This window comes from Novosphingobium sp. MBES04 (assembly GCF_000813185.1).
GTDB classification, from domain to species: Bacteria; Pseudomonadota; Alphaproteobacteria; order Sphingomonadales; family Sphingomonadaceae; genus Novosphingobium; species Novosphingobium decolorationis.
Map to the genome: position 1 here is coordinate 906058 of NZ_DF850489.1, position 20865 is coordinate 926922.

General features: G+C 68.1%; 17 protein-coding genes and 1 pseudogene. 2 read left to right on the top strand and 16 right to left on the bottom strand.

All coding sequences use genetic code 11. The features are described 5' to 3' along the window. Nucleotides 1–180: 180 nt before the first annotated feature. From MBENS4_RS24330 to MBENS4_RS17965, 11 genes and pseudogenes are all read right to left on the bottom strand, one after another. Nucleotides 181–876 (bottom strand): hypothetical protein, encoded by a 696-nt coding sequence (locus tag MBENS4_RS24330; protein WP_052322509.1) that lies wholly within the window; start codon nt 874–876, stop codon nt 181–183. Nucleotides 877–879: 3 nt separating this feature from the next. Beyond that, nucleotides 880–1962 carry a protein-glutamate methylesterase/protein-glutamine glutaminase gene (locus MBENS4_RS17920; protein ID WP_039393341.1) on the bottom strand — a complete coding sequence of 361 codons (1083 nt, stop codon included), beginning with the start codon at nt 1960–1962 and terminating at the stop codon, nt 880–882. 4 nt (nt 1963–1966) lie between these two features. Continuing rightward, entirely contained in the window at nt 1967–2830 is an 864-nt protein-coding gene (locus MBENS4_RS17925) for a CheR family methyltransferase (RefSeq protein WP_039393342.1), read from the bottom strand. A gap of 31 nt (nt 2831–2861) precedes the next feature. Continuing rightward, nucleotides 2862–5078 carry a methyl-accepting chemotaxis protein gene (locus MBENS4_RS17930; RefSeq protein ID WP_052322510.1) on the bottom strand — a complete coding sequence of 739 codons (2217 nt, stop codon included), beginning with the start codon at nt 5076–5078 and terminating at the stop codon, nt 2862–2864. Between the two features lie 55 nt (nt 5079–5133). Then, the gene (locus tag MBENS4_RS17935) at nt 5134–5625 is read right to left on the bottom strand and encodes a chemotaxis protein CheW (RefSeq protein WP_039393345.1); all 492 of its coding nucleotides are present in this window, start codon (nt 5623–5625) and stop codon (nt 5134–5136) included. Beyond that, nucleotides 5622–6170 (bottom strand): chemotaxis protein CheW, encoded by a 549-nt coding sequence (locus MBENS4_RS17940; protein WP_052322511.1) that lies wholly within the window; start codon nt 6168–6170, stop codon nt 5622–5624. The genes MBENS4_RS17935 and MBENS4_RS17940 overlap by 4 nt, the downstream gene beginning before the upstream one ends. A 6-nt stretch (nt 6171–6176) precedes the next feature. Beyond that, nucleotides 6177–8188, bottom strand: a pseudogene (locus MBENS4_RS27645) (chemotaxis protein CheA). Beyond that, nucleotides 8185–8550, bottom strand: a complete 366-nt coding sequence (locus MBENS4_RS17950; RefSeq protein WP_039393349.1) for a response regulator — start codon at nt 8548–8550, stop codon at nt 8185–8187. Before MBENS4_RS17950 ends, MBENS4_RS27645 begins: the two are co-directional and overlap by 4 nt. Next, nucleotides 8547–8861: an STAS domain-containing protein gene (locus MBENS4_RS17955; RefSeq protein ID WP_039393351.1), complete on the bottom strand. Its 315-nt coding sequence runs from the start codon at nt 8859–8861 to the stop codon at nt 8547–8549. Before MBENS4_RS17955 ends, MBENS4_RS17950 begins: the two co-directional genes overlap by 4 nt. Before the next feature lie 162 nt (nt 8862–9023). Beyond that, a complete protein-coding gene (locus MBENS4_RS17960) occupies nt 9024–10082 on the bottom strand; it encodes a sugar phosphate isomerase/epimerase family protein (protein WP_039393353.1) in 1059 nt (352 codons plus the stop codon). 30 nt (nt 10083–10112) lie between these two features. After that, nucleotides 10113–11255 carry a Gfo/Idh/MocA family protein gene (locus MBENS4_RS17965; protein ID WP_052322512.1) on the bottom strand — a complete coding sequence of 381 codons (1143 nt, stop codon included), beginning with the start codon at nt 11253–11255 and terminating at the stop codon, nt 10113–10115. Between the two features lie 262 nt (nt 11256–11517). Here MBENS4_RS17965 and MBENS4_RS17970 point away from each other — a divergent pair, with 262 nt between their 5' ends. Beyond that, nucleotides 11518–12549 (top strand): LacI family DNA-binding transcriptional regulator, encoded by a 1032-nt coding sequence (locus MBENS4_RS17970; protein ID WP_039393372.1) that lies wholly within the window; start codon nt 11518–11520, stop codon nt 12547–12549. 158 nt (nt 12550–12707) lie between these two features. Here the strand turns inward: MBENS4_RS17970 and MBENS4_RS17975 are convergent, their stop codons facing one another. Further along, complete coding sequence (locus MBENS4_RS17975; protein ID WP_242405001.1) at nt 12708–14102, bottom strand: amidase; 1395 nt, start codon at nt 14100–14102, stop codon at nt 12708–12710. 748 nt (nt 14103–14850) lie between these two features. On the opposite strand from MBENS4_RS17975, the gene MBENS4_RS17980 reads away from it, so the two are divergent. Then, nucleotides 14851–15669 (top strand): alpha/beta fold hydrolase, encoded by an 819-nt coding sequence (locus MBENS4_RS17980; RefSeq protein WP_039393375.1) that lies wholly within the window; start codon nt 14851–14853, stop codon nt 15667–15669. A 10-nt stretch (nt 15670–15679) separates the two neighbouring features. On the opposite strand, the gene fabI is transcribed toward MBENS4_RS17980, so the two are convergent. The 4 genes from fabI to MBENS4_RS18000 are packed head-to-tail and all read right to left on the bottom strand — an operon-like array spanning nt 15680 to nt 20844. After that, nucleotides 15680–16453 carry an enoyl-ACP reductase FabI gene (gene fabI, locus MBENS4_RS17985; RefSeq protein WP_039393377.1) on the bottom strand — a complete coding sequence of 258 codons (774 nt, stop codon included), beginning with the start codon at nt 16451–16453 and terminating at the stop codon, nt 15680–15682. Then, entirely contained in the window at nt 16450–17640 is a 1191-nt protein-coding gene (locus MBENS4_RS17990; RefSeq protein WP_039393379.1) for an acetate/propionate family kinase, read from the bottom strand. The genes fabI and MBENS4_RS17990 overlap by 4 nt, the downstream gene beginning before the upstream one ends. Beyond that, entirely contained in the window at nt 17637–19049 is a 1413-nt protein-coding gene (locus MBENS4_RS17995) for a bifunctional enoyl-CoA hydratase/phosphate acetyltransferase (protein ID WP_039393381.1), read from the bottom strand. The genes MBENS4_RS17990 and MBENS4_RS17995 overlap by 4 nt, the downstream gene beginning before the upstream one ends. A 13-nt stretch (nt 19050–19062) precedes the next feature. After that, nucleotides 19063–20844: a PHA/PHB synthase family protein gene (locus MBENS4_RS18000; protein WP_039393383.1), complete on the bottom strand. Its 1782-nt coding sequence runs from the start codon at nt 20842–20844 to the stop codon at nt 19063–19065. Nucleotides 20845–20865 lie beyond the last annotated feature (21 nt).

Below are 20865 nucleotides of genomic sequence, written 5' to 3' on the forward strand. Positions count from 1 at the left end.
GCGCGCGGGTATCGCGCGCATACTCGTCGGCGGTGTCCTCGACCTGCGCGTGGAGAAGGGCAAGGACATGGCCGCGCTGGGGGGCGGACAGGGCCTTCCCTGCCGCCTCGTCGAGCCGCGTGCAGGCCTGGCAGACGTGTTCGAGGCGCTGGCGCGCGCGGTCACCGACCTGGAGCGCGGTCAGCGCGCTCGCCAGCTCGCCCTGGATCGCGTGGGCGTGGTTCGAGGTGGCCTCGGCCAGGTCGACAAGCCCGTCCTGGTGGCTGGCGAGCGCTTCGGCATCGCGGGCAAGCCGGTCGGGTACCTGGGGGATGACCTTGCGGCATTCGCGCAGGAGCCGGGCGCGATGCCCTGCATCGAGGTGATGCTGGTGTCGAGTTCGGCGAGCTTGAGGGAAAAGGCGTCGGTCTCGCGGTTGCCCGCGCCCAGCTTCACGTTCATCTCGTCGGCGAAGTTCACGAAGTCGGGGGCGCCCGAGGCCGCGATCTTCACGTTCATCGCATAGATCTGGAGGACCTGCAGGCAGCGCTGCACTTCGCTTATGGCGCGGCGCAGGTCGCGCGACACCTTGTGGATCGCCGCGATCTCACTGCCGCGCCGCTCCAGGCTCTGCGCGACCTGGCCAAGCCGGCTTGCCGAATCGCGCAAGGTCGCGATGGCTACGGTGGCCTCGCTCTGCGCGAAGACTTCAGCGACCTCGCGCAGCGCGGTCAGGATGATGTCGATGGTCTCGACCGTCTGGCCGAGCGCGAGCCCGGCCTTGTCGAAATGCCCGTTCAGCCCCTCGGCAACGGCCGCGAGGTTCTGGCGCACGAGGTCGGCGCGCCCATCGGGCGCGTCCGGCCCGACGTCGAGACGGTGGGCGAGGCTGGCCATGGCCTAGCGGACCGTGGCCTGCAGGAACTCGCGCGCGATCGCCGAGAGCGGAACGATGCGATCAACCGCGCCGTGGGCGATGGCCTCCTTGGGCATGCCGAAGACGATCGAGGTGGCCTCGTCCTGGGCGATGGTGCGCGCGCCGCCCTGCTTCATCTCGAGCAGGCCGCGTGCGCCGTCATCGCCCATGCCGGTCATGATGACGCCGACCGCGTTGGACCCGGCCGAGCGCGCGGCCGAGCGGAACAGCACGTCGACCGAGGGGCGGTGGCGCGAGACCAGCGGGCCGTCGCGCACCGCGACGAGGTAGCGCGCGCCCTGGCGTTCGAGCAGGGTGTGCTTGCCCCCCGGCGCGATCAGGACGTGGCCGCGCATGACCGTGTCGCCGTCCTCGGCTTCCTTGACGCTCACCTCGCACAGGCTGTCGAGCCGCTTGGCGAAGGCGCGGGTGAAGTTCTCGGGCATGTGCTGGACGACGACGACGCCCGGCGCGTTGGCGGGAAGCGCCTGGAGTACTTCGCGCAGTGCCTCGGTGCCGCCGGTCGAGGCGCCGATGCACACGACCATCTCGGTCGTGCGGCTCATCGGGCGCCCGTCGGGCGGGGGCAGCATGGCGTCGGCGGTGAGCTTCTTCTGCGGTTCCAGCGAGGGCAGGGCTGTGGTCTTGTGCCCCCCGACGCGGGCGCGGGCGGCGGCCTTGACGACGTCGCGGATCGTGGCACGGGCCTCCTGGAGATGCTCGGCCACCCCGACACGGGGTTTCAGGATCACGTCCACCGCGCCCGCCTCGAGCGCCTCCATCAGCGTGTCGGAGCCGTCTTCGGTGAGCGAGGAGCACATGACCACGGGGACCGGGCACTGGCTCATCAGCTTGCGCAGGAAGGTGATGCCGTCCATGCGCGGCATTTCCACATCGAGCGTGATGACATCGGGCACTTCGGTCTGGATGATGCGCGCGGCGGCAAAGGGATCGGCCGCGGTCGCGATGACCTCGATCACCGGGTCCTCTTCGAGAATGGCCTTCATTGTCTGGCGCACGCTCGCGCTGTCATCGACGATGAGCACGCGCGTCTTGGCAAGGGGCATCGGGTCAGTTCCTCTGGAAGACGGTGCCGGATGCGGCCGTCAGGTTATGCTGGAATCCGCTGATCGATTCCGAATGGCCCAGGAACAGGTAGCCACCGGGGCGCAGCTGGTCGCACAGGCGGTTGACCACGGCCTCCTGCGTGGGGCGGTCGAAGTAGATGAGCACGTTGCGGCAGAAGATCATGTCGACCGGCTCGCCGATGGCGTAGTGGCGGTCCATGAGGTTGAGGCGGCCGAACGCGATCTTGCGGCGCAGGGCAGGCGCGATGCGGATTTCGCCGCGGCGCGGGTCCTTGGCGTCCATGACGTAGGCCTTGCGCAAGGGGGTGGGCACGGGGTCCACCATCTCGCGCGGGTAGATGCCCCGGATCGCGGTGGAGAGGACACGCGTGTCGAGGTCAGTGGCGAGGATCGAGTACTCGAAACCGGAATTGCGCTGGGCAAAGGCGTCGAGCAGCATGGCGATGGTGTAGGGTTCCGCCCCTGTCGAGCAGGCCGCGCTCCAGCAGCGCACCTCCCGGCGACCGCTCTCGAGCAACTGGGGCAGGATGGTTTCGGTCAAGTAGTCAAAATGGCGCGGCTCGCGGAAGAAGTCGGTCTTGTTGGTGGTGACCGCGTTGATGAGGTTCTCGATCTCGTCCGCGCCATGATCCTGCGAGAGGATCCACTTGCAATAGGCGCCCAGGGTCGCGTGGCCCCCTTCGCGCGCGCAGCGCCGCAGCCGCCCTTCCAGCATGGTCCGCTTGGCCGGGGGCAGGTTGATCCCGGTGTGCTCGCGAATGAGGGCAGCAAGGCCCTTGAACTGGGCCGGGGAGATCGTGTCCCCGGCCGCAGGGTTCTCGAAGGGGACGAAGGCTGCGTCGTTCATGGCGGGCCCGTTCGCTGGAGGAAGGCAGGGATCAGGCGGCGAAGCCGAAGTCGGCGTCGTCGGCGTCCGGTCCGCCCATGTTCATGTCGAGGGTGAAGCCTTGGGCACGGCTTTGCTGGTGCTGGACGCTACCGGGCTTGGGGCCGGAGGAACGCGCAGGCGCCTTGGGAGCGGACCGCGGGGCGGGCTGGGGCAGGGCGGCCTGACGCGGCGCGGGGGCGGGGCTGGCGCGTAGCATGCGCGACCCACCCTCGCCGGCACCGACCTGGAAGAAGGTGATCGAGTTCTGCAGATCGCCTGCCTGTCCGGCGAGGCCGTCCGAGGTGGAGGAGATCAGCTCGGAGGCATGGGCGTTCTGCTGGGTGACCTTGTCGAGCTGCTGGATCGCATCGTTGATCTGCGAGGCGCCGATGTCCTGTTCGCGGCAGGCCGCGCTGATCTCGGAGACGAGTTCGGCGGTGCGGCGGATGTCGGGAACAAGCTTGCCCAGCATCTCGCCCGCCTCGGCCGCGGCCTTGACCGTATCGGAGGACACCGAGACGATCTCGGAGGCCGCGCTCTGGCTGCGTTCGGCCAGTTTGCGCACTTCGGAGGCGACGACCGCAAAGCCCTTGCCATGTTCGCCCGCGCGCGCAGCCTCGACCGCGGCGTTGAGCGCGAGGAGGTCGGTCTGGCGGGCAATTTCCTGGACGATGGAAATCTTCTCGGCGATCGTGCGCATCGCGCCCACGGCCTTTTCCACCGCGACGCCCGAAAGCTCGGCGTCCTTGGAGGACTGGCGGGCGATCTTCTCGGTCTGCGAGGCGTTGTCGGCGTTCTGCTTGATGTTGGCGGCCATCTCTTCCATCGAGGCGGAGGCCTCTTCGGTCGAGGCGGCCTGCTCGGTCGCGCCTTCGGAGAGCTGCTGCGAGCTGCCCGCGATCTGGCTCGATCCGCTGGCGACCTTGTTGGCCGCCTCGCCGACGTCGCGGGCAAACTGGCGCAGGTTGCCGACAAGCGCGTTGATGGCGTCCTTCATGCGCTGGTGATCGCCCTCGCAAGTGATATCGACGGTCTGGAGCAGGTTGCCCTGGCTCACCAGCGCCAGCACGCGGTTGCCCTCGGCAATGGGATCAAGGATGGCATCGAGCATGCCGTTGATCCCTGCGATGAGGCTGGCGAAATCGCCCACGAAGCGGCGATCATCGCCGCGCGTTTCGAGCTTGCCGGCCGTGGACGCCAAGATCAGGCGCTGGATCTCGGCGGTGATGTCGCGCAGGTTCGAGCGCAGCGTCTCGACGGTTTCGTTGATGAAGGCCTTCTTGCCCGGGAAGCGTTCGAGCGGGGCATCGAAGTTGCCCTCGCCGAATTCGCGGATGCAGGCCATGGCCTTCTTCTTGACCGCGATGTGGCCGGCGACCATCTCGTTGATGCCGCGCGCGACGTCGGCGAAGTCGCCGTCGAACTTGTCGGCGGGGAGGAATATGTCGATGTCGCCGCGTTCGTGCTCCTCGGCCATGTGCTTCATCTCGTGGACAAGGCCCTGGAGGTTGCGGCTGAGGGTGTCGATGGTGCGGTTGATGAAGGCCTTCTTGCCGGGAAGCTCTTCCAGCTTGGCGTCGAAGTCGCCCTCGCTGATCGCCTTGACGCAGGCCATGGCCTTCTTCTTGACCTCGATATGGCTCGCGACCATCGCGTTGATGCCGCGCGCCATGGCGCCGAAATCGCCCGCGAACTTCTCGGCCGGAACGAAGACGTCGATGTCGCCGCGTTCGTGTTCGCTCGCCATGTGGGTCATCTCGGTGATGAGCCCGGAGAGGTTGTGGCGCAGGGTCTCGATGGTCTCGTTGATGAAGGCCTTCTTGCCCGGGAACTGTTCGAGGCGCGCATCGAAATTGCCCTCGCTGAACTCGCGCACGCAGGCCATCGCCTTCTTCTTGACGGCGATGTGCGCGGCGACGAGCTCGTTGATGTGGCGCGCCATGACCGCAAATTCGCCGTGGAAGTCCTGGACCGGGATCACCGCGTCGATGTCGCCGCGCTCATGCTCGGCGGTCATCGTCGAGATTTCGCGGCTGAGCGCTTCGGACGGGTGGAGGCAGGTGTCAATGAGACGGTTGACCGCGTCGAGCACGGCACGGGTCTGGCCCTGGCCGTAGGTCATTTCGGTGCGCGCCGACATGTCGCCGCGCGCCACCGCCCGCTCGACACGGGCGATCTCGTCGAGGACGTGGTCCGGATCGAGGCTGGAAAACAGGGTGAAGGGCATGGGGACGTTTCCTTGTGCAGTCGGCGGCGTGCGGGGGGTGAAGAGGTGCTGCGGATCAGGTGTCCGTGGGCATCAGGGCGGAATGGGCCAGGCTCGCGGCCTCGGTCCCGGTGAAGATGGCGGCGATGTCGACGAGGAGGACGAAGCCGCCCTCGCGGCGCACGACGCCCAGGAGATAGTCGCTGCTCCAGGCGACCCCGATTTCGGGGGGCGTCTCTATCGCGGCGGTCTCGAAGCTGGTGACGCTGAGCACCCGGTCGACAACCACGCCCAGCGTCAGGGCACTGCCCTGCTGCGCGAGGTCGAGAATGAGGATGCGCGTGGCAAGCGAAGCCTCGGCGGGCGGAAAGCCGAGCCGGCGGCGCAGGTCGAGTGTGGCGACCCCCTGGCCGCGCACGTCGGTCAGGCCCAGGAAATAGGCCGGACCATTGGGCACGGGCGAGGGCGGGGCGTAGTCGAGGATCTCGCGCACGATGGCCACAGGCACGGCAAAGACGTCCCCGCCCATGCCGAATTCGACGACCTGGAGTTCGTTGGCAGCGTTCATGCGGCGTGTCCCATGGAAGCCTCGCCGCCGCCCAGGCCCTGGGGATGGGAGAGCGAGGCAAAGATGGCGGGAAGGTCGGGCAGGACGATCACGGCCTCGCCCTGGCGCGCCAGCTCGCGCGCGTAGGTGCGGCGCCAGCGCATGCCCAGCACCGGGGGCGGGGCCGAAGTCGTGCGTTCGAGCAGGGTCACTTCGTTGACCTTGTCGGTGCGCAGGCCGATCTGCGTTTCCTCGCCGTCGAGCTCGATCTCGATGACGACGATGCGGCTGTCGGGCGTGGGCTCCTCCAGCGGCATGCCAAAGGCAATGCGCAGGTCGGCGATGGGGATGATCTTGCCGCGAAAGTTTATCACGCTGCCAACCAGCGCGTGGGCGCCGGGCACCGGGGTCTCGGGCAGGAGATCGAGGATCTCGCGGATGGTCACGGCCTCGACGGCCAGGCGCTCGTCGCCGACCTCGAAGGTGAGAACCTCAAGCTGGCCGTTCGCGTCCCAGGCGGTCGCGCCATCGACCTCGTTCTCGGGTTTGGGGCTGGATTGGGGCATGGCTGGTTATCCCGCGGCGCGCAGCCGCTCTTCCTGTTGCTGGCCCAGCGCGACAAGCTGGACGATGTCGAGAATGAGCGCGACGCCGCCGTCGCCCAGGATCGTCGCGCCCGAGAAGCTGGGCAGGCGCCGGTGCAGTCCCGAGAGCGACTTGATGACGGTCTGGTGGCTGCCGATGATCTGGTCGACGACCAGCCCCACGCGCTCGCCGCCGGTGCCGATGACGACGATCTTCTGGTAGGGATCGGGCCGAGTTCCGGTCTGGAACACCTCGCGCAGGCGCAGGAAGGGCACGAGCCGTCCGCGCAGCGAGATCATGCTGCGCCCGCGCGTGCGGATGTCCTCTTCCAGCGAAAGCTCGATGCATTCCTCGACCGCGGCGAGCGGGATGACGTAGTTGCCCTGGCCCACGCGCACGAGGAGGCCCTCGATGATGGCGAGGGTGAGGGGGATGCGCAGGGTGATGGTCGATCCCTTGCCCGGCTCGCTGGTCATGTCGATGGTGCCGCGCAGCGCTTCGATGGTGCGCTTGACCACATCCATGCCCACGCCCCGTCCCGACAGGTTAGTGACCTGCTCGGCGGTGGAGAAACCGGGGTGGAAGATCATCTGCAAGAGTTCGCTGTCGGGGATCACCTGGCCGGGCTGGAGCAGCCCGTTGGCCTCGGCCTTGGCGCGCACGCGCTGGCGGTTGATGCCGCGCCCGTCGTCGGTGATGGTGATGAGCACTTCGCCGCCCGCCTGCTCGGCGCTGAGGCGGATGCGTCCGGTCGATGCCTTGCCCGCCTGGCCGCGCTCCTCGGGCGTTTCCAAGCCATGGTCGCAGGCGTTGCGGATGAGGTGGACGATCGGATCGGCCAGCTGCTCGGAGACGGTCTTGTCGATCTCGGTGCTTTCGCCCTCGGTGACCAGTTCGATCTCCTTGCCGGTCTCGTGGGCCAGGTCGTGGACAAGGCGCCGGAAGCGCCCGAAGAGCGCGGCGATGGGCACCATGCGCAGGACCATCGTGGTGTCGCGCAGTTCGCTGGCGAGGCGCTCGACTTCCTCGGAGATCGAGCGCAGTGCCAGTTCGCCTGCCGGGCCGCGCAGGCCGCTTTCGGCAAGCTGGGCAAGACGGCTCTGGACGATCACGAGTTCGCCCACCCGGTCCATCAGGACGTCGAGCCGGCCGGCGGGCACGCGCACGCTTTCCTCAGCGGCGCGCGGCTGCGCGGGGCCGGGCTGCGCGGGCTCTCGGCGGGGGCTGGTGCGCTGGCCGGGGCGGCGGACTGCACCGCTCCGGCGGCCGGTGGAGCATCGCTCTCGAGGGCCTCGATGGAGAGGTCCATGTCGTCCATCACGAAGATGAAGACGTCCTCGATGTCCTCGCGCGTGGCGGGGCCTTTCAGCGTGACGTCCCAGCCAAGATAGCACAGGGTCGGGTCGAGCTCGTCGAGCGGGGGGACGGTGTCGGTCAGGACGCGCACCTCGGCGTCCCCCAACTCGCGCATTTCATCGAGGAGGATGAGCGGATTGGTGCCGTTCGCCATGGCCTCGGCAGGCAGGCGGAAGACGATGTGCCAACCGCCGGGGGCGGCCGTGGCGTTCGCCGTGGGCAGGGGCTGCGCGGCAGGGGTCGCCTCTCCGCCCGCTTCGGGCGCGGAGCCGAGCGCGGTGTGCAGGCGCTCGAGGATTGCGTTTCCGGCTTCTTCCAGGGCGGGATCGTCGCCCTCGAGGTCGACGAGGGTGCGCATGTGGTCCATCGCCCCCAGCGTGATCGCGACGAGCTCGGCGCTGGCCGGGACGACCCCCTTGCGCACCTTGTCGAAGGCGGTCTCGCAATGGTGGGTGAAGGCCGCGAGCGCGTCGAAGCCGAACATCGCGCCCGAGCCCTTGAGCGTATGCATCCCGCGAAACACCGTGTCGACGAGGTCGCGGCTGGCAAGGTCGTGGGTCAGGTCGAGAAGCGCCTGCTCGGTTGCATCGAGCAGGTCGGCGGCCTCGATGCGGAAGGCCGCGGCGGGGTCCTGCTCGCTCATCCGCCCAGCACCTTGCGCGCGACCTTGAGGAGGTGGTCGGGGACGAAGGGCTTGACCAGCCATCCGGTGGCGCCCGCCGCCTTGGCCTGGCTCTTGAGGTTGTCGGCGGATTCGGTGGTGAGGAAGATGATCGGGGTGCCCGCCTGGATCGGCAGCTTGCGGATCTCGCGGATCATCTCCAGCCCGTTCATGCGCGGCATGTTGAGGTCGGTGATGATGAGGTCGTACTTGGCCATGCGCGCCTTGCCCAGGCCTTCGCTGCCATCGGCGGCTTCGGCCACCGAGTGCCCCGCGCCCGAAAGCGCGATGCGGATGGCCATGCGCACGCTGGCGGAATCATCGACGGTGAGGATGCTGCTCATTGCGGGGCGTCTCCGTGGAACCAGAAGGCAAGGGTGGCGCTGTCCGCGCACGCGGCGAGGCCTCCGCGCGCGAGGAGCGCGGCGAGGGCGGTATTGGCGGGGTGTGCAAGGCGAAGGGGCTTGCCCTCCTGCGCGCCCTGGATGCGCGCGGCCTCGATCAACTGCACGAAGCTGAGGTCGGCCTCGTCCAGCTGCGATGTATCGAGTTCGAGTTCCTCACCCGGGCCAAGCGCGGCGAAGCCTTCGAGAAGGCGCGTCGCGAGGCCCTGGATGGTCCGGATCGTGGCGGTATCGCCTACGCTGATCTGCATTGCTGTCTCACCGTTTCTCGGGTGTCCTTGGCGAGCAGGTACCTGAAACGAATGAGCATATGCTTGGGTGCGCCTAGCGACTTCTACGGGGCGCGCTGGCGATGTCCGGGCAAGAGAGGGGGGAATGGGGAGAGGCGCGCTGGCCTCTCCCGCAAGGGAAAATCAGTCGCCGATGCCCATGAGGCGCGCGTTGAGGGTGCGGTCCGAGCCGGTGTCGGCAAAGTCGTCGAAGGCCTTGTCGGTGACGCGAATGATGTGCCGGTCGATGAAGGGCGCGCCTTCGGCAGCCCCGACTTCGGGGTGCTTGAGCGCACATTCCCATTCGAGCACCGCCCAGCCGTCGAAATCGTACTGCGCCATCTTCGAAAAGATCTGGGCGAAATCGACCTGTCCATCGCCCAGGCTGCGAAAGCGCCCGGGACGCTCGGACCAGCCCTGGTAGCCGCCGTAGACGCCCGAGCGGCCCGAGGGGCGGAACTCGGCGTCCTTGACGTGGAAGCACTTCACCCGATCGTGGTAGATGTCGAGGAAGGCGAGGTAGTCGAGCTGCTGCAGCACGAAGTGCGAAGGATCGTAAAGGATGTTCGCGCGGGCATGGTTGCCGGTGGCCTCAAGGAACCTCTCGAAGGTGACGCCGTCGTGCAGGTCCTCGCCCGGATGCAGTTCGTAGCCGATGTCGACGCCGTTCTCCTCGAACACGTCGAGGATCGGCGTCCAGCGCCGCGCAAGTTCGGCGAAGGCGTCCTCGACAAGGCCCGCCGGGCGCTGCGGCCAGGCGTAGAAGTAGGGCCAGGCGAGCGCGCCCGAGAAGCTGGCGTGCGCGGTCAGACCCAGGCGCCGCGAGGCGACGGCGGCGAGCTTGACCTGTTCGACAGCCCACTCCTGACGTGCCTTGGGATTGCCGCGCACGTGGGGGGCGGCAAAGCCGTCGAACTGCGCGTCATAGGCCGGATGGACCGCGACGAGCTGGCCCTGCAGGTGGGTCGAGAGCTCGGTGATGGCGATGCCCTTCTCGGCCAGCATGCCCGCGATCTCGTCGCAGTAGTCCTGGCTCGCAGCGGCTTTCTCGAGGTCGAAGATGGCCGGGTCGCTGGTGGGCACCTGGATGCCCTTGTAGCCCAGCGAGGCCGCCCAGTCGGCAATCGCGGGCAGCGAGTTGAACGGCGCTTCGCTGCCCAGGAACTGGGCGAGAAAGATGGCGGGGCCCTTGATCGTCTTCATGTACCTGTCTCCAAAGTCCGGTGGGGCCGATCAGACGGCAAGGTCGACCCAGCCCGCGTTATCGCGGCTGGCGGCCACGGCGGTGGCGATGAGGGCCATGCCGCGCAGGCCTTCATCGGCGCTCGGCACCAGCGTATCGGGCGCGCCGCGCAGGTGCCCGGCAAAGTCGGTGTAGAGGTTGGCGAGCGCTTCGAGCAGGCCTTCGGGATGACCGCCGGGAAGGCGCGAGCTGGCCTGCGCGGCCGTGCCCAGCGACGGATCGCCCGCGCGCACGATTTCCATGCCGCCCTCGGCCTTCAGCACGGTGAGCTGGTTGGGGTTCTCCTGGTTCCAGCGCATCCCGCCCTTGTCGCCGTAGACGCGGATGGCGAGGTCATTGCCTTCCCCGGTCATCACCTGCGAGGCCATGAGGAGCCCGCGCGCGCCGCCTGCAAAGCGCAGGAACATCTGGCAATCATCGTCGAGCACGCGGCCCGGCACAACGGCGCCCAGGTCCGCGTTGATCTGTGCGACCCGCGTACCGGTCACGAATTCGGCGAGCTGGAAGGCGTGGACGCCGATGTCGGCTATGCAGCCACCGAGGCCTGCGGTCTTGGGATCGACGCGCCACTCGGCCTGTTTGCCGTTCGCATCCCCGGCGAGCCAGCCCTGGTTGTACTCCACCACGACCTTGCGCAGCGTTCCGATAGTGCCGCTTGCGATCCGGGCGCGCATCTCGCGCACGAGCGGGTAGCCTGAATAGGTATAGGTAAGCCCGAAGGGGACCGGGTTGTGCTTGAGCATCGCCACGATCTCGCGCGCCTCGTCCAGTGTCGCGGTCATCGGCTTGTCGCTCATCACGGCAACGCCCGCGGCGATGGCCGCCTTCGCCGCGACGGCGTGGTGGGCATTGGGCGTCGCGATGGTGATGAACTCGATGCCGTCCTCGCGCTGCGCTTCGGCGGCGAGCATCGCGTCGAGCGAGGGGTAGCCGCGCTCGGGCGCCACGCCGTAGCCGATCGCGGCCTCGCGCGAGCGCCCAGCATCGCGGCTGAAGGCCCCGGCGACAAGCTGGATGCGGCCATCAAGGCGCGCGGCCATGGCATGGACCGGGCCGATGAACGAGCCGGGCCCGCCCCCGACGAGTCCCATGCGCACGGGCGAAGAAGCAGGGGCAATGTCGGATGCGGCCATGGAAGGTCCTTGTGATCTGGGGGCGAGAGCCCGCGAATGGGAGGATGGATACCCGTCTAACCGCGCGGGAGGGGCGCTGCAATGCGCGATGTAATCGTTACCATGAAGCGGGGGCAAATGTTCCCGGCCTGTCGTCGAAGTTCGTTTCCAAGGATTCTCAGCGCGGTCCTTGCGTAAGAGGAAGGTTACCATCCTGTAAGGTCGCAGCTGGCCTGTGTGAAACACTTGTGCGCGCTTCGCCGCAACTGTAACGATTACAGTAATGGCAAATATCAAGGACATTGCCCGCGTCGCGGGCGTTTCGGTCGCGACCGTTTCGCGCGCGCTGAGCACGCCATCGATGGTGCGGCCAACCACGATCGAGCGGATCGAGGCTGCCATTGCCGACCTCAACTACCAGCCCAACCACATGGCGGCGGGCCTTCGCCGCCAGCGCAGCGACAATGTCCTCGTGGTCGTCCCCAGCATCTACAATCCGTTCACGTCCGCCTTCGTCGAGGGCATCGAGAACGTCGCGCGCACGAGCCGTATGCGCGTGCTCCTGGGCATCACCGAAGGTGACCGCGATGCTCTCAACACGTATACCGCGATGATCGCGAGCAAGCAGGCCGACGGGATGATCCTGCTGGAAAGCAACCTGCCCGACATCCTCATCAATCCGCCCGCCAAGGGCACGCTGCCGCCGATCGTGTCGGCCTGCGAATATCCGCTCGACCACGCCCTGCCGCGCGTGAAGATCGACAATCACGAAGCCAGCGCGCTGGTGGTCAGCCATCTTGCCGGCCTTGGTCACAGGCGGATTGCCGCGGTGACCGGGCCGATCGACCTGGTCATGTCGCAGGACCGTCTGGCCGGGTACCGCCTGGGCCTTGCCCGGGCGGGGATCGAGTTCGATCCGCAGCTGGTGCACGAAGGCGATTTCACGCTGCAGTCCGGCTATGACGCCATGGTCCGCCTGCTCGATGCCGGGACGCCTTTCACGGCGGTTGCCTGTTCCAACGACGAGATGGCGCTGGGCGCGATGAGCGCGCTGCGGGCCCGCGGGCTGTCGGTTCCCGACGATGTCTCGGTGGCCGGCTTCGATGACCTGCGCTTCGGGGCCTACGCCAGTCCGCCGCTCACCACCGTACACAGCCCCACGGTGGAGATCGGTGAGGCGGCGATGCGCCTCATGCTCGATGCCCTTCTCCCCGCCGACCGCCAACCACCCGCGCGTGAAGTGATCCTGCCGCACCGCCTGATTGTCCGCGAATCCACCGCGCGGGTTCCGGCCCGGGTCGTCGCGGGCACCTGATCTGCACCGAGCCCCATCGCCCACCGAAGCTGCCCAGGAAAGAAGCCCCGGCCCCTGGTCGGGACCGGGGCTTTTCCGCGACCCGAGGGCCTGGTGGAGCCATTCTCGTGTTATGGGCTCCGCCTCGGGGAAAGGGACAGGAGGGGCGGCATGGTGCTCTAGGCTCGGGCGAGGGCTGCGTGCGGGTGGGCACGCCACCGGGTCGCCTGTTCGTAGGCATGCGCGGTGCGCAGGAGCCGGGCCTCGCTGTGGGGCGGTCCGATCAACTGGAGCGCGAGCGGCAGGCGCCGGGTGTCGAACCCCATCGGGGTCACCAGCGCGGGAAAGCCGAGCAACGAAGCGGGCCGGGTCAGTTCCGAAATCTCCCCGATGAGCTCCTGGCGGCTGGCGGGGCCGAGGATCTCCACGTCGCGGGCCAGCGGGACCGACATGCGTGTCGCCGGGGTCAGGAACAGGTCGACGTTGGCAAACGGGCCGTCACGCATCGCCACTTGCGCCCAGTGGCGCAGCGCCAGCGCACTGCCGTAGTCGCTTTCGCTGATGGCCGAGCCCCGTGCGAGGCGCGCGCGCACGTCCTCGCCGAAGTCGCCGGGGCGCAGGGCCAGGTCCCGGGCGTGGACGCGCGCGCCTTCGTAAAGGGCGATTGTCCCGGCCGCGCGCGCCATCGCGGACTGGTCGGGCACGGCGACATCGACCAGTGTCGCGCCCAGCGCGCGCATCTGGGCCGCGGCGGCCTCCAGCGCGTAATCGATCTCGGGATGGATGCCGTCGTTGTACCAGGTGGTGGGAAGGCCGATACGAAGCCCGCAAAGATCCTCGCCGATCCCGGCCATATAGTCGCGTCCGTTCGCGGCCAGGACCGTCATCAGCAGCGCCAGAGCGCGCGATGAGGTGGCAATCGGGCCCGCCGTGTCGCAGGTGCGCGAGAGTTCCATCATCGCGTAGGTGGGCAGGAGGCCGGTGGTGGGCTTGAGACCGCTGACGCCGCAGAACGCGGCCGGAACCCGCGCGGACCCGCCCGTATCCGATGCCAGCGAGGCGCAAAGGATGCCCGCGCCGACCGCCGTCGCCGAGCCCGAGGACGAGCCGCCCGAAATGGCCCGCGCGTGCCAGGGATTGCCGCAGCGTCCCAGATGGACGTTGTGTCCCGTGGGGCCCAGCGCGAACTCGGCCATGTGGAGGCGGCCGAAGGTAATCGCGCCTGCCCCTTCGAGCCGGGCGACAAGCGGGGAGGTTTCCTCGGGCCGAAAGCCCCGCCACAGCGCCGCCCCCGCTTCCGTCGGAAGGCCTGCCCGAAAGAACATGTCCTTGTGGGCGAGGGGGACGCCGTGAAGGGGGCCGCGCAGCGACCCGGCCTGGCGTTCCCGGTCGCACTGGCGCGCGAGAGCAAGTGCGCTCTCGGCCTCGAGCGCGACGAAGGCGTTGAGATCGTGTGCCGCCTCGGCGCGGGCGAGCGTCGTACGCACCGCGTCTTCGCTCGAGACGGTGCCATCGGCGATGGCGCGGGCAAGGGCGCACAGCTCGTTGGGCAGATCCGGCAGGTCGACCATCATGGCTCACTCCGTCACGGGCGGGGCGCCGACAGGGCCGGGCTCCGGGCGAGAAATGGGAAAGGGGCGATGCAGCCATTGGGAGGAGGAGAGAGAGGACTGCATCGCCCCTGTCACGTGTAGCGGGTTACGGGCAGGCCCCGAACGTCGACAGGAAGGGACTTACCGTCGTCGTTCCGCGTGGGTGGCGTGCATCGCGGGCGACCTGCGGATGGTCGCAATGGGGTGTGCCCCTGGATGTGACCCGTACACGTGATTTCATCGGACATGACCCCTGTTCGTGGGTGGGATGTCTAATCTGTGCGTTTCGTTTTCATGAGAATGCGCGATTCGTTCCGGATTGCAAGCGGCGTTCGCGAAGGGGTGCTCGGCTGTGTCCTAGATCGCTGATAATACTGCGGTTTAGCGCAACATTTATGCGCAGGTGTCCGCCTGGCGGATGATCGCAGTGCGGCATGGAGCAGGATCGGGCGGAGCGCAGAGGCGAGGTACCCCAAGGGCTTGGCACCCGGATAAGGCGCATGCTGCGCTGCGAACACCGCCCATTTCTGCGCTCCACGTGGTGTGCCTTATACTTTAGGCCTATTGCGGCGCGAATGTAATCGATCTCGCCATTTAGGCGCGAGTCGAGCGTCTGCTCGCTTGGTGGAGCATGCCGCGGGCAAGGCGTGCCGTGCGCTGGCAGGCGTGCGATGTCCACCTGCGAGGCAGGAGACGTGGCCACTGGCCCGTCCGCAAGAGGAGATGACGAGTGAAGCGCTGGTCGCGACGCGGTTACACCGATGGCCCCTACGGGCAGATCCACTATCGCCACGAAGGAGCCGTTACCCAGACCCGCGGGGCGATTGTCCTGTTGCATCAGGCGCCGATGACCTCGGCCCAGTACGACAACGTGCTGCGTCCTCTGGCCGCTCATGGTTTCCATGCCATCGCCATCGACATGCCCGGGTTCGGCATGTCCGACCCCGTCCCGGGCGTGCCGCGGGTGGAAGACTGGGCCGCCGTGGTGGTGCCGGTCCTCGACGCGCTGGGCTATCCCGATGCGGTGGTGCTGGGCCATCACACCGGCGCGATGGTCGCGACCGAAGTCGGCATCCAGTTTCCGGACCGCGTGCGCGCGGTGATCCTGAATGGCCCGATGCCGGTCAGCGAGGAAGAACGCGCCGAATTCATGGAGGGCCTGCACCAGACCGAGCGTACGATTACCGCGACCGACGACGGCACGCAGTTCAACATGGTCCACGCCGCCCGCACCGGCCTTGCCGAGGGCACCGTCGCACCGGCGCGTATCAGTGAGTACGTCGTCCAGGCCTTCGAGGGGCAGGGTGCCTACTGGCATGGGCACCATGCGGCCTTCCTGTACCGGCAGGACGAAACGCTGGGCAGGTTGGAGCGCCCCGCGCTCATCCTCACCAACACCGGCGATGTCATCTACGAGCACGCGCTCGCGGCCCATGCGATCCGGCCCGACTTTGCCTTTACGGCGCTGGAGGGGGGCGGTGTCGACGTCGTTGACCAGATGCCCGAGGACTGGGCCGAGGCCGTGACGCGCTACGTTTCGGGGCTCTGAGGCCCTAGCCCTAGCCCATGATGTGTTCGCCCGCATCGACCGGGATCACGGTCCCGGTGATGCGGCGTGCGGCGGAACTCGCCAGGAACGCGGCGAGCGCGCCGACATCGTCGATATCGACACGCTCATGGACCGGCACGCTGGCGGCCGTGCGTTCGAGCAGTTCATCGAAACGGGCGATGCCGCTCGCCGCGCGTGTGGCAATGGGACCGGGCGAGATGGCGTGGACGCGAATGCCTGCCGGGCCCAGTTCGGCGGCGAGATAGCGGCTGGTGCTTTCGAGCGCGGCCTTGACCGGGCCCATCAGGTTGTAGTGCTCGACCACGCGCTCCGATCCATAGAAGGTCACGCACATCAGGCAGCCGCCCTCGCGCATCAGCGGCTCGGCAAGCCTGGCCATGCGGATGAAGGAGTGGCACGACACGTCCATGGCGAGCGCGAAGCCTTCGGCCGAGCAGTCGGTGACGCGCCCGTGCAGGTCCTCGCGCGGGGCAAAGGCGATGGAGTGGAGCAGGAAGTCGAGCCCGCCCCAGCGCGTCCTGACCTCCTCGAACAGGCTTTCCAGCTGGCCCGGCTCGCGCACGTCGAGGGGGGCAATCCACTCGCAGCCCATCGCATCGGCGACCGGCTCGACGAAGGGGCGGGCCTTCTCGTTGAGATAGGTCGCGGCAAGGCGGGCGCCAGCGTGCGCGAAGGCGCGCGTGCAGCCCGCCGCAATCGAGTTCTCGTTGGCGATCCCGATGACGAGGCCGCGCTTTCCGGCAAGGTCGACAAGTGGCTTCATGGCAGGTCTCCACAGAGGATGCGAAGGGTGTGGAGCGCGATCATGCGCTCCTCGTCGGTGGGGATGACGCGCACGGTGATGCGGCTTTCGGGCGCGGAGATAAGGGGGGCATGCGCGGCGTTGGCCTCTTCATCGAGGATGAGGCCAAGCCAGCCAAGGCGCGCGCAGATATCGGCGCGCAAGGCGGCATCGTTCTCGCCGATGCCTGCGGTGAAGACGAGACCGTCAAGACCCTGGAGCGAGGCGGTGAGCGCGCCGATCTCGCGCGCGGTGCGGTACGCGAAGAGTTCGACCGCCTCGCGTGCGGCGGGTTCGCGGCTTTCAGCCAGTGCGCGCATGTCGCTGGAGATGCCCGACACGCCCAGCAATCCCGACTGGCGGTAGAGCATCGTCTCGACGGCCTTGGCGCTGTAGCCCATCTGGCTCTGGAGGTGCAGGACAACGCCGGGATCGAGCCGCCCGCAGCGTGTCCCCATCATCAGTCCGTCGAGCGCGGTGAAGCCCATGGTCGTGTCGATGCTGCGGCCCTTGGCCATCGCGCACAGGCTTGCTCCGTTGCCCAGATGCGCGGCGATGACCTTGCCGTGCGCCAGCGCCGGATCGAGCCGGGCGAGGGTGCGCGCGATGTATTCGTAGGACAGGCCATGAAATCCGTAGCGCCGGATCCCGGCCTCGTGGAGGCTGCGCGGGATGGCCATACGCGCGGCGACTTCGGGCTTGTCGTGGTGAAAGGCCGTGTCGAAGCAGGCGACCTGCGGGAGGTCGGGCGCTAGGCGGGCCAGCGTGCGGATCGCGACGAGGTTGTGCGGCTGGTGCAGCGGGGCGAGGGGGGAGAGCGCCTCCAGTTCGTCGAGAAGCTCGGGTGTCACCCGCTGCGGCGCAACGAAGCGCGTGCCGCCATGGACGACACGGTGGCCGATCGCGACGATGGTGCCGCTTTCGATGTGGCGGGTGGCCCAGTCGAACAGGAAGTCGAGCAGGTCCGCGTGGGTGAGGTGCGCGCCCTCGGGCCAGTCCTTCTCCAGCAGCACCTCGCCCGCGTCGGTGGCGATGCGCAGGCTAGGCGCGATGCCGATCTTCTCGAACTTGCCGCCCGCCGAATGAACCGGATGGTTACCTTCATCGAGGCGGAAGACGCCGAACTTGATGCTGGAGGAGCCCGAGTTCAGGCTGACGATGGCCTTCATTCGGCAAGCCCCGGCGCGGCCATGGTCTGGGCGCGGGCCATCAGCACCGCGACGGCGCAGGAGGCAAGCCGCGTGCGCAGGCTGTCGGCCCGGCTGGTCAGGATCATCGGCACGCGCGCGCCCAGGACGACGCCCGCCGCGTCTGCATCGCTGAGGAAGGTAAGCTGCTTGGCGAGCATGTTGCCCGCCTCCAGATCGGGCACGACGAGGATGTCGGCCTTGCCCGCCACGGGCGAGACGATGCCTTTCTCGCGCGCGGCGCTCTCGCTCACGGCGTTGTCGAAGGCGAGCGGCCCGTCGAGCAGGCCTCCGGTGATCTGGCCCCGGTCGGCCATCTTGCACAGCGCCGCGGCGTCGAGCGTTGCGGGCATGGCCGGGTTCACCGTCTCGACCGCCGCCAGGATCGCGACGCGCGGGGTCTCCTTGCCGATGACATGGGCAAGGTCGATGGCGTTGCGGATGATGTCGGCCTTGCAGGCGAGGTCGGGTGCAATATTGATGGCCGCATCGGTGATGATGATCGGCTCGGCGTGGCCGGGCACGTCCATCACATAGGCGTGGCTGATGCGCCGCTCGGTGCGCAGCCCTCCGGTGCGGGCGACGACCGCCCCCATCAGCTCGTCGGTGTGGAGGGCGCCCTTCATCAGGAGCTGCGCCTCGCCCGCGTGGACAAGCTCGACCGCGCGCTGGGCGGACTGGTGGCTGTGCGCGCTCTCGACGATACGCATGGCCGAGATGTCCTTGCCCGCCTTCTCGGCAGCCTCTTCGATGCGCGCGCGCGGGCCGACGAGGATGGGGACGATGAAGCCTGCTTCGGCGGCTTCGCAGGCCGCGGTGATCGCAGTCGCGGAGCAGGGGTGGACGACGGCGGTGGGGACATTCGCGCCGCCCTTGGCGGCCTCGATCAGGCGCTGGTACTGGCCGTGGTCGGACAGGCGGATGTCGGGCAGGGCAACGCGCGGGCGCGCCACGCGTTCGGTCGGCGCGATGACGCTGGCCTCGCCGGTGATGACGGTGGTGCCCTCCTGGTTGGTGCAGGTGCAGTCGAGCTTGAGGCGCTTCTTGTCCTCACGCCGTTCGGTGACGGTGACCGTGGCGGTGATCGTGTCGCCCAGTGCCACGGGCGCGGTGAAGCGCAGTGATTGGCCGAGGTAGATCGTGCCGGGGCCCGGAAGCTCGGTGCCCAGGACCGCCGAGATGAGGCCAGCCCCCCACATGCCGTGCGCGATCACCTTGTGGAACATGTCGTGCTCGGCATAGTCGATATCGACATGGGCCGGGTTCACATCGCCCGAGACGAGCGCGAAGAGGTGGATATCGCGCTGGGTGAGCGTGCGCACGACGCTGGCGCTGTCCCCTACGGCGATCTCGCCGAACGTGCGGTTGGTGATGGTCTGGTCGGTCGACATCGGGGCGTGGGTCCTATTTCTCGAGCACGTAGCGGCCGGGCGCGTTGCACAAGGGGGGATAGCCCTTGTCCGCGTTGCCCAGCGGGGGCGGCGCGGTCGGCTCGCCCGAGTTGGCATCGAGCCAGGCGCCCCAGTCGAGCCACCACGATCCGTCCTTGAGCGCGGCGCGCTCGCACCATTCCTCGGGCGCGAGATTACCGTTGGGATGAGGATGGGTGGCGATGCGGTAGTGGCGGTGGGGATGGCCCGGTTCGGAAACGATTCCGGCGTTGTGCCCCCCGCTCGTCAGCACGAAGGTCACCGCTGTATTGGTGAGAAGGTGGATCTTGTAGACCGAGCGCCAGGGCGCCACGTGGTCGCGCTCGGTGCCCACGGCGAAGACGGGGACCGTAATGTCCTCCATCGTCACGACATGGCCATCGACGCGAAAGCGCCCTTCGGCCAGATCGTCGTGGAGGAAGAGCTTGCGCAAGTACTCGCTGTGCATGGCATAGGGCATGCGCGTGCCGTCCGCGTTCCAGGCCATGAGGTCGTTGATGTCGGCCCGCTCGCCCATCAGGTAGGTCTGGAGCATATGCGACCAGATGAGGTCGTTCGAGCGCAAGATCTGGAAGGCGCCGCCCATCTGGTCGCTCTCCAGATAGCCCCGGCTCCACATCATGTTCTCCAGCACATGAAGCTGGCTCTCGTCGATGAAGAGGCCCAGCTCGCCGGGTTCGCTGAACTCGGTCTGCGCGGCCAGAAGGGTGAGGCTGGCGAGGCGTTCATCCCCCTCGCGCGCCATGGCGGCCGCCGCGATGGAAAGGAGCGTGCCGCCCAGGCAATAGCCTGCGCCGTGGATCTTCGCAGCGCCCGTGATCGCGCTGATGGCGTCGAGCGCGGCGAGAGGACCCAGGCGCCGGTAGTCGTCCATGTCGAGGTCCCGGTCGTGGCCATCGGGGTTGTGCCACGATATCATGAAGACGGTATAGCCTTGCGCGCGCAGCCACTCGACCAGCGAGTTGTGGGTCGAGAGATCGAGGATGTAGTACTTCATGATCCAGGCGGGCACGATCAGCACCGGCTCGGGCCGGACCGTCTCGGTCGTGGGAGCGTACTGGATGAGTTCGATGAGGCGGTTGCGGTAGACGACCTTGCCGTCCGCGGCTGCAACGTCGGTGCCGACCTCGAAGGCTTCGGTGCCCGCGGCGGGGCGTCCGGTCAGGTAGCGGCGCATGTCCTCGAAGAAGTAGTCGAGCCCGTCGGCAAGGCACTTGCCCCCGGTCTCGGCGATGCGCTTCTGCAGGACCGGGTTGGTGGCGATAAAATTGGTGGGGGCGAAGATGTCGAGGATCTGGCGCGCGGCGAAGGAGACCATGTCCTCGTGGTGCTTCGAGACCCCGCCGATGCCGGTCGTCGCCGCTTCCCACCACTGCTGGTTGAGGAGGAAGGCCTGGGCCCACACGTTGTAGGGCGCCTCATGCCATTCGGGGCCCTGGAAGCGGCGGTCCTGCGGCAGAGGCTCGACCACGCGCGGGGTCTCCGGGTCGCGGGTGGCGCGCGCGGTATAGCCCATCAGGCGCAGCGCCTTGCCCCCGGCCTTGGCGGCAAGCTGCATCTGCTTGCCGGGTGCCGAAGCGAGGTGGAGCGCCCAGTCGGTTGCCGCGAGGATCATGGTGGCCGGCGAAAGCCCGCTGGTCGCCTGCGCAATTGCCGCCGAGGCCGAGCGGTCGAGCGTCTGGGCAATGCCATCCAGCGGCTCGCGCGGGGATGAGGACGCGCCGGTCGATCCGGGCGCGGGGGCGGGAGAAGTCATCGTCAGGCTCCGCGTTGCGTC

Excerpts from the sequence above, each read along its gene's own strand:
- MBENS4_RS24330 (WP_052322509.1), bottom strand. The coding sequence starts at position 876 with ATGGCCAGCCTCGCCCACCGTCTCGACGTCGGGCCGGACGCGCCCGAT.
- MBENS4_RS17920 (WP_039393341.1), bottom strand. The coding sequence starts at position 1,962 with ATGCCCCTTGCCAAGACGCGCGTGCTCATCGTCGATGACAGCGCGAGC.
- MBENS4_RS17925 (WP_039393342.1), bottom strand. The coding sequence starts at position 2,830 with ATGAACGACGCAGCCTTCGTCCCCTTCGAGAACCCTGCGGCCGGGGAC.
- MBENS4_RS17930 (WP_052322510.1), bottom strand. The coding sequence starts at position 5,078 with ATGCCCTTCACCCTGTTTTCCAGCCTCGATCCGGACCACGTCCTCGAC.
- MBENS4_RS17935 (WP_039393345.1), bottom strand. The coding sequence starts at position 5,625 with ATGAACGCTGCCAACGAACTCCAGGTCGTCGAATTCGGCATGGGCGGG.
- MBENS4_RS17940 (WP_052322511.1), bottom strand. The coding sequence starts at position 6,170 with ATGCCCCAATCCAGCCCCAAACCCGAGAACGAGGTCGATGGCGCGACC.
- MBENS4_RS17950 (WP_039393349.1), bottom strand. The coding sequence starts at position 8,550 with ATGAGCAGCATCCTCACCGTCGATGATTCCGCCAGCGTGCGCATGGCC.
- MBENS4_RS17955 (WP_039393351.1), bottom strand. The coding sequence starts at position 8,861 with ATGCAGATCAGCGTAGGCGATACCGCCACGATCCGGACCATCCAGGGC.
- MBENS4_RS17960 (WP_039393353.1), bottom strand. The coding sequence starts at position 10,082 with ATGAAGACGATCAAGGGCCCCGCCATCTTTCTCGCCCAGTTCCTGGGC.
- MBENS4_RS17965 (WP_052322512.1), bottom strand. The coding sequence starts at position 11,255 with ATGGCCGCATCCGACATTGCCCCTGCTTCTTCGCCCGTGCGCATGGGA.
- MBENS4_RS17970 (WP_039393372.1), top strand. The coding sequence starts at position 11,518 with ATGGCAAATATCAAGGACATTGCCCGCGTCGCGGGCGTTTCGGTCGCG.
- MBENS4_RS17975 (WP_242405001.1), bottom strand. The coding sequence starts at position 14,102 with ATGATGGTCGACCTGCCGGATCTGCCCAACGAGCTGTGCGCCCTTGCC.
- fabI (WP_039393377.1), bottom strand. The coding sequence starts at position 16,453 with ATGAAGCCACTTGTCGACCTTGCCGGAAAGCGCGGCCTCGTCATCGGG.
- MBENS4_RS17990 (WP_039393379.1), bottom strand. The coding sequence starts at position 17,640 with ATGAAGGCCATCGTCAGCCTGAACTCGGGCTCCTCCAGCATCAAGTTC.
- MBENS4_RS17995 (WP_039393381.1), bottom strand. The coding sequence starts at position 19,049 with ATGTCGACCGACCAGACCATCACCAACCGCACGTTCGGCGAGATCGCC.
- MBENS4_RS18000 (WP_039393383.1), bottom strand. The coding sequence starts at position 20,844 with ATGACTTCTCCCGCCCCCGCGCCCGGATCGACCGGCGCGTCCTCATCC.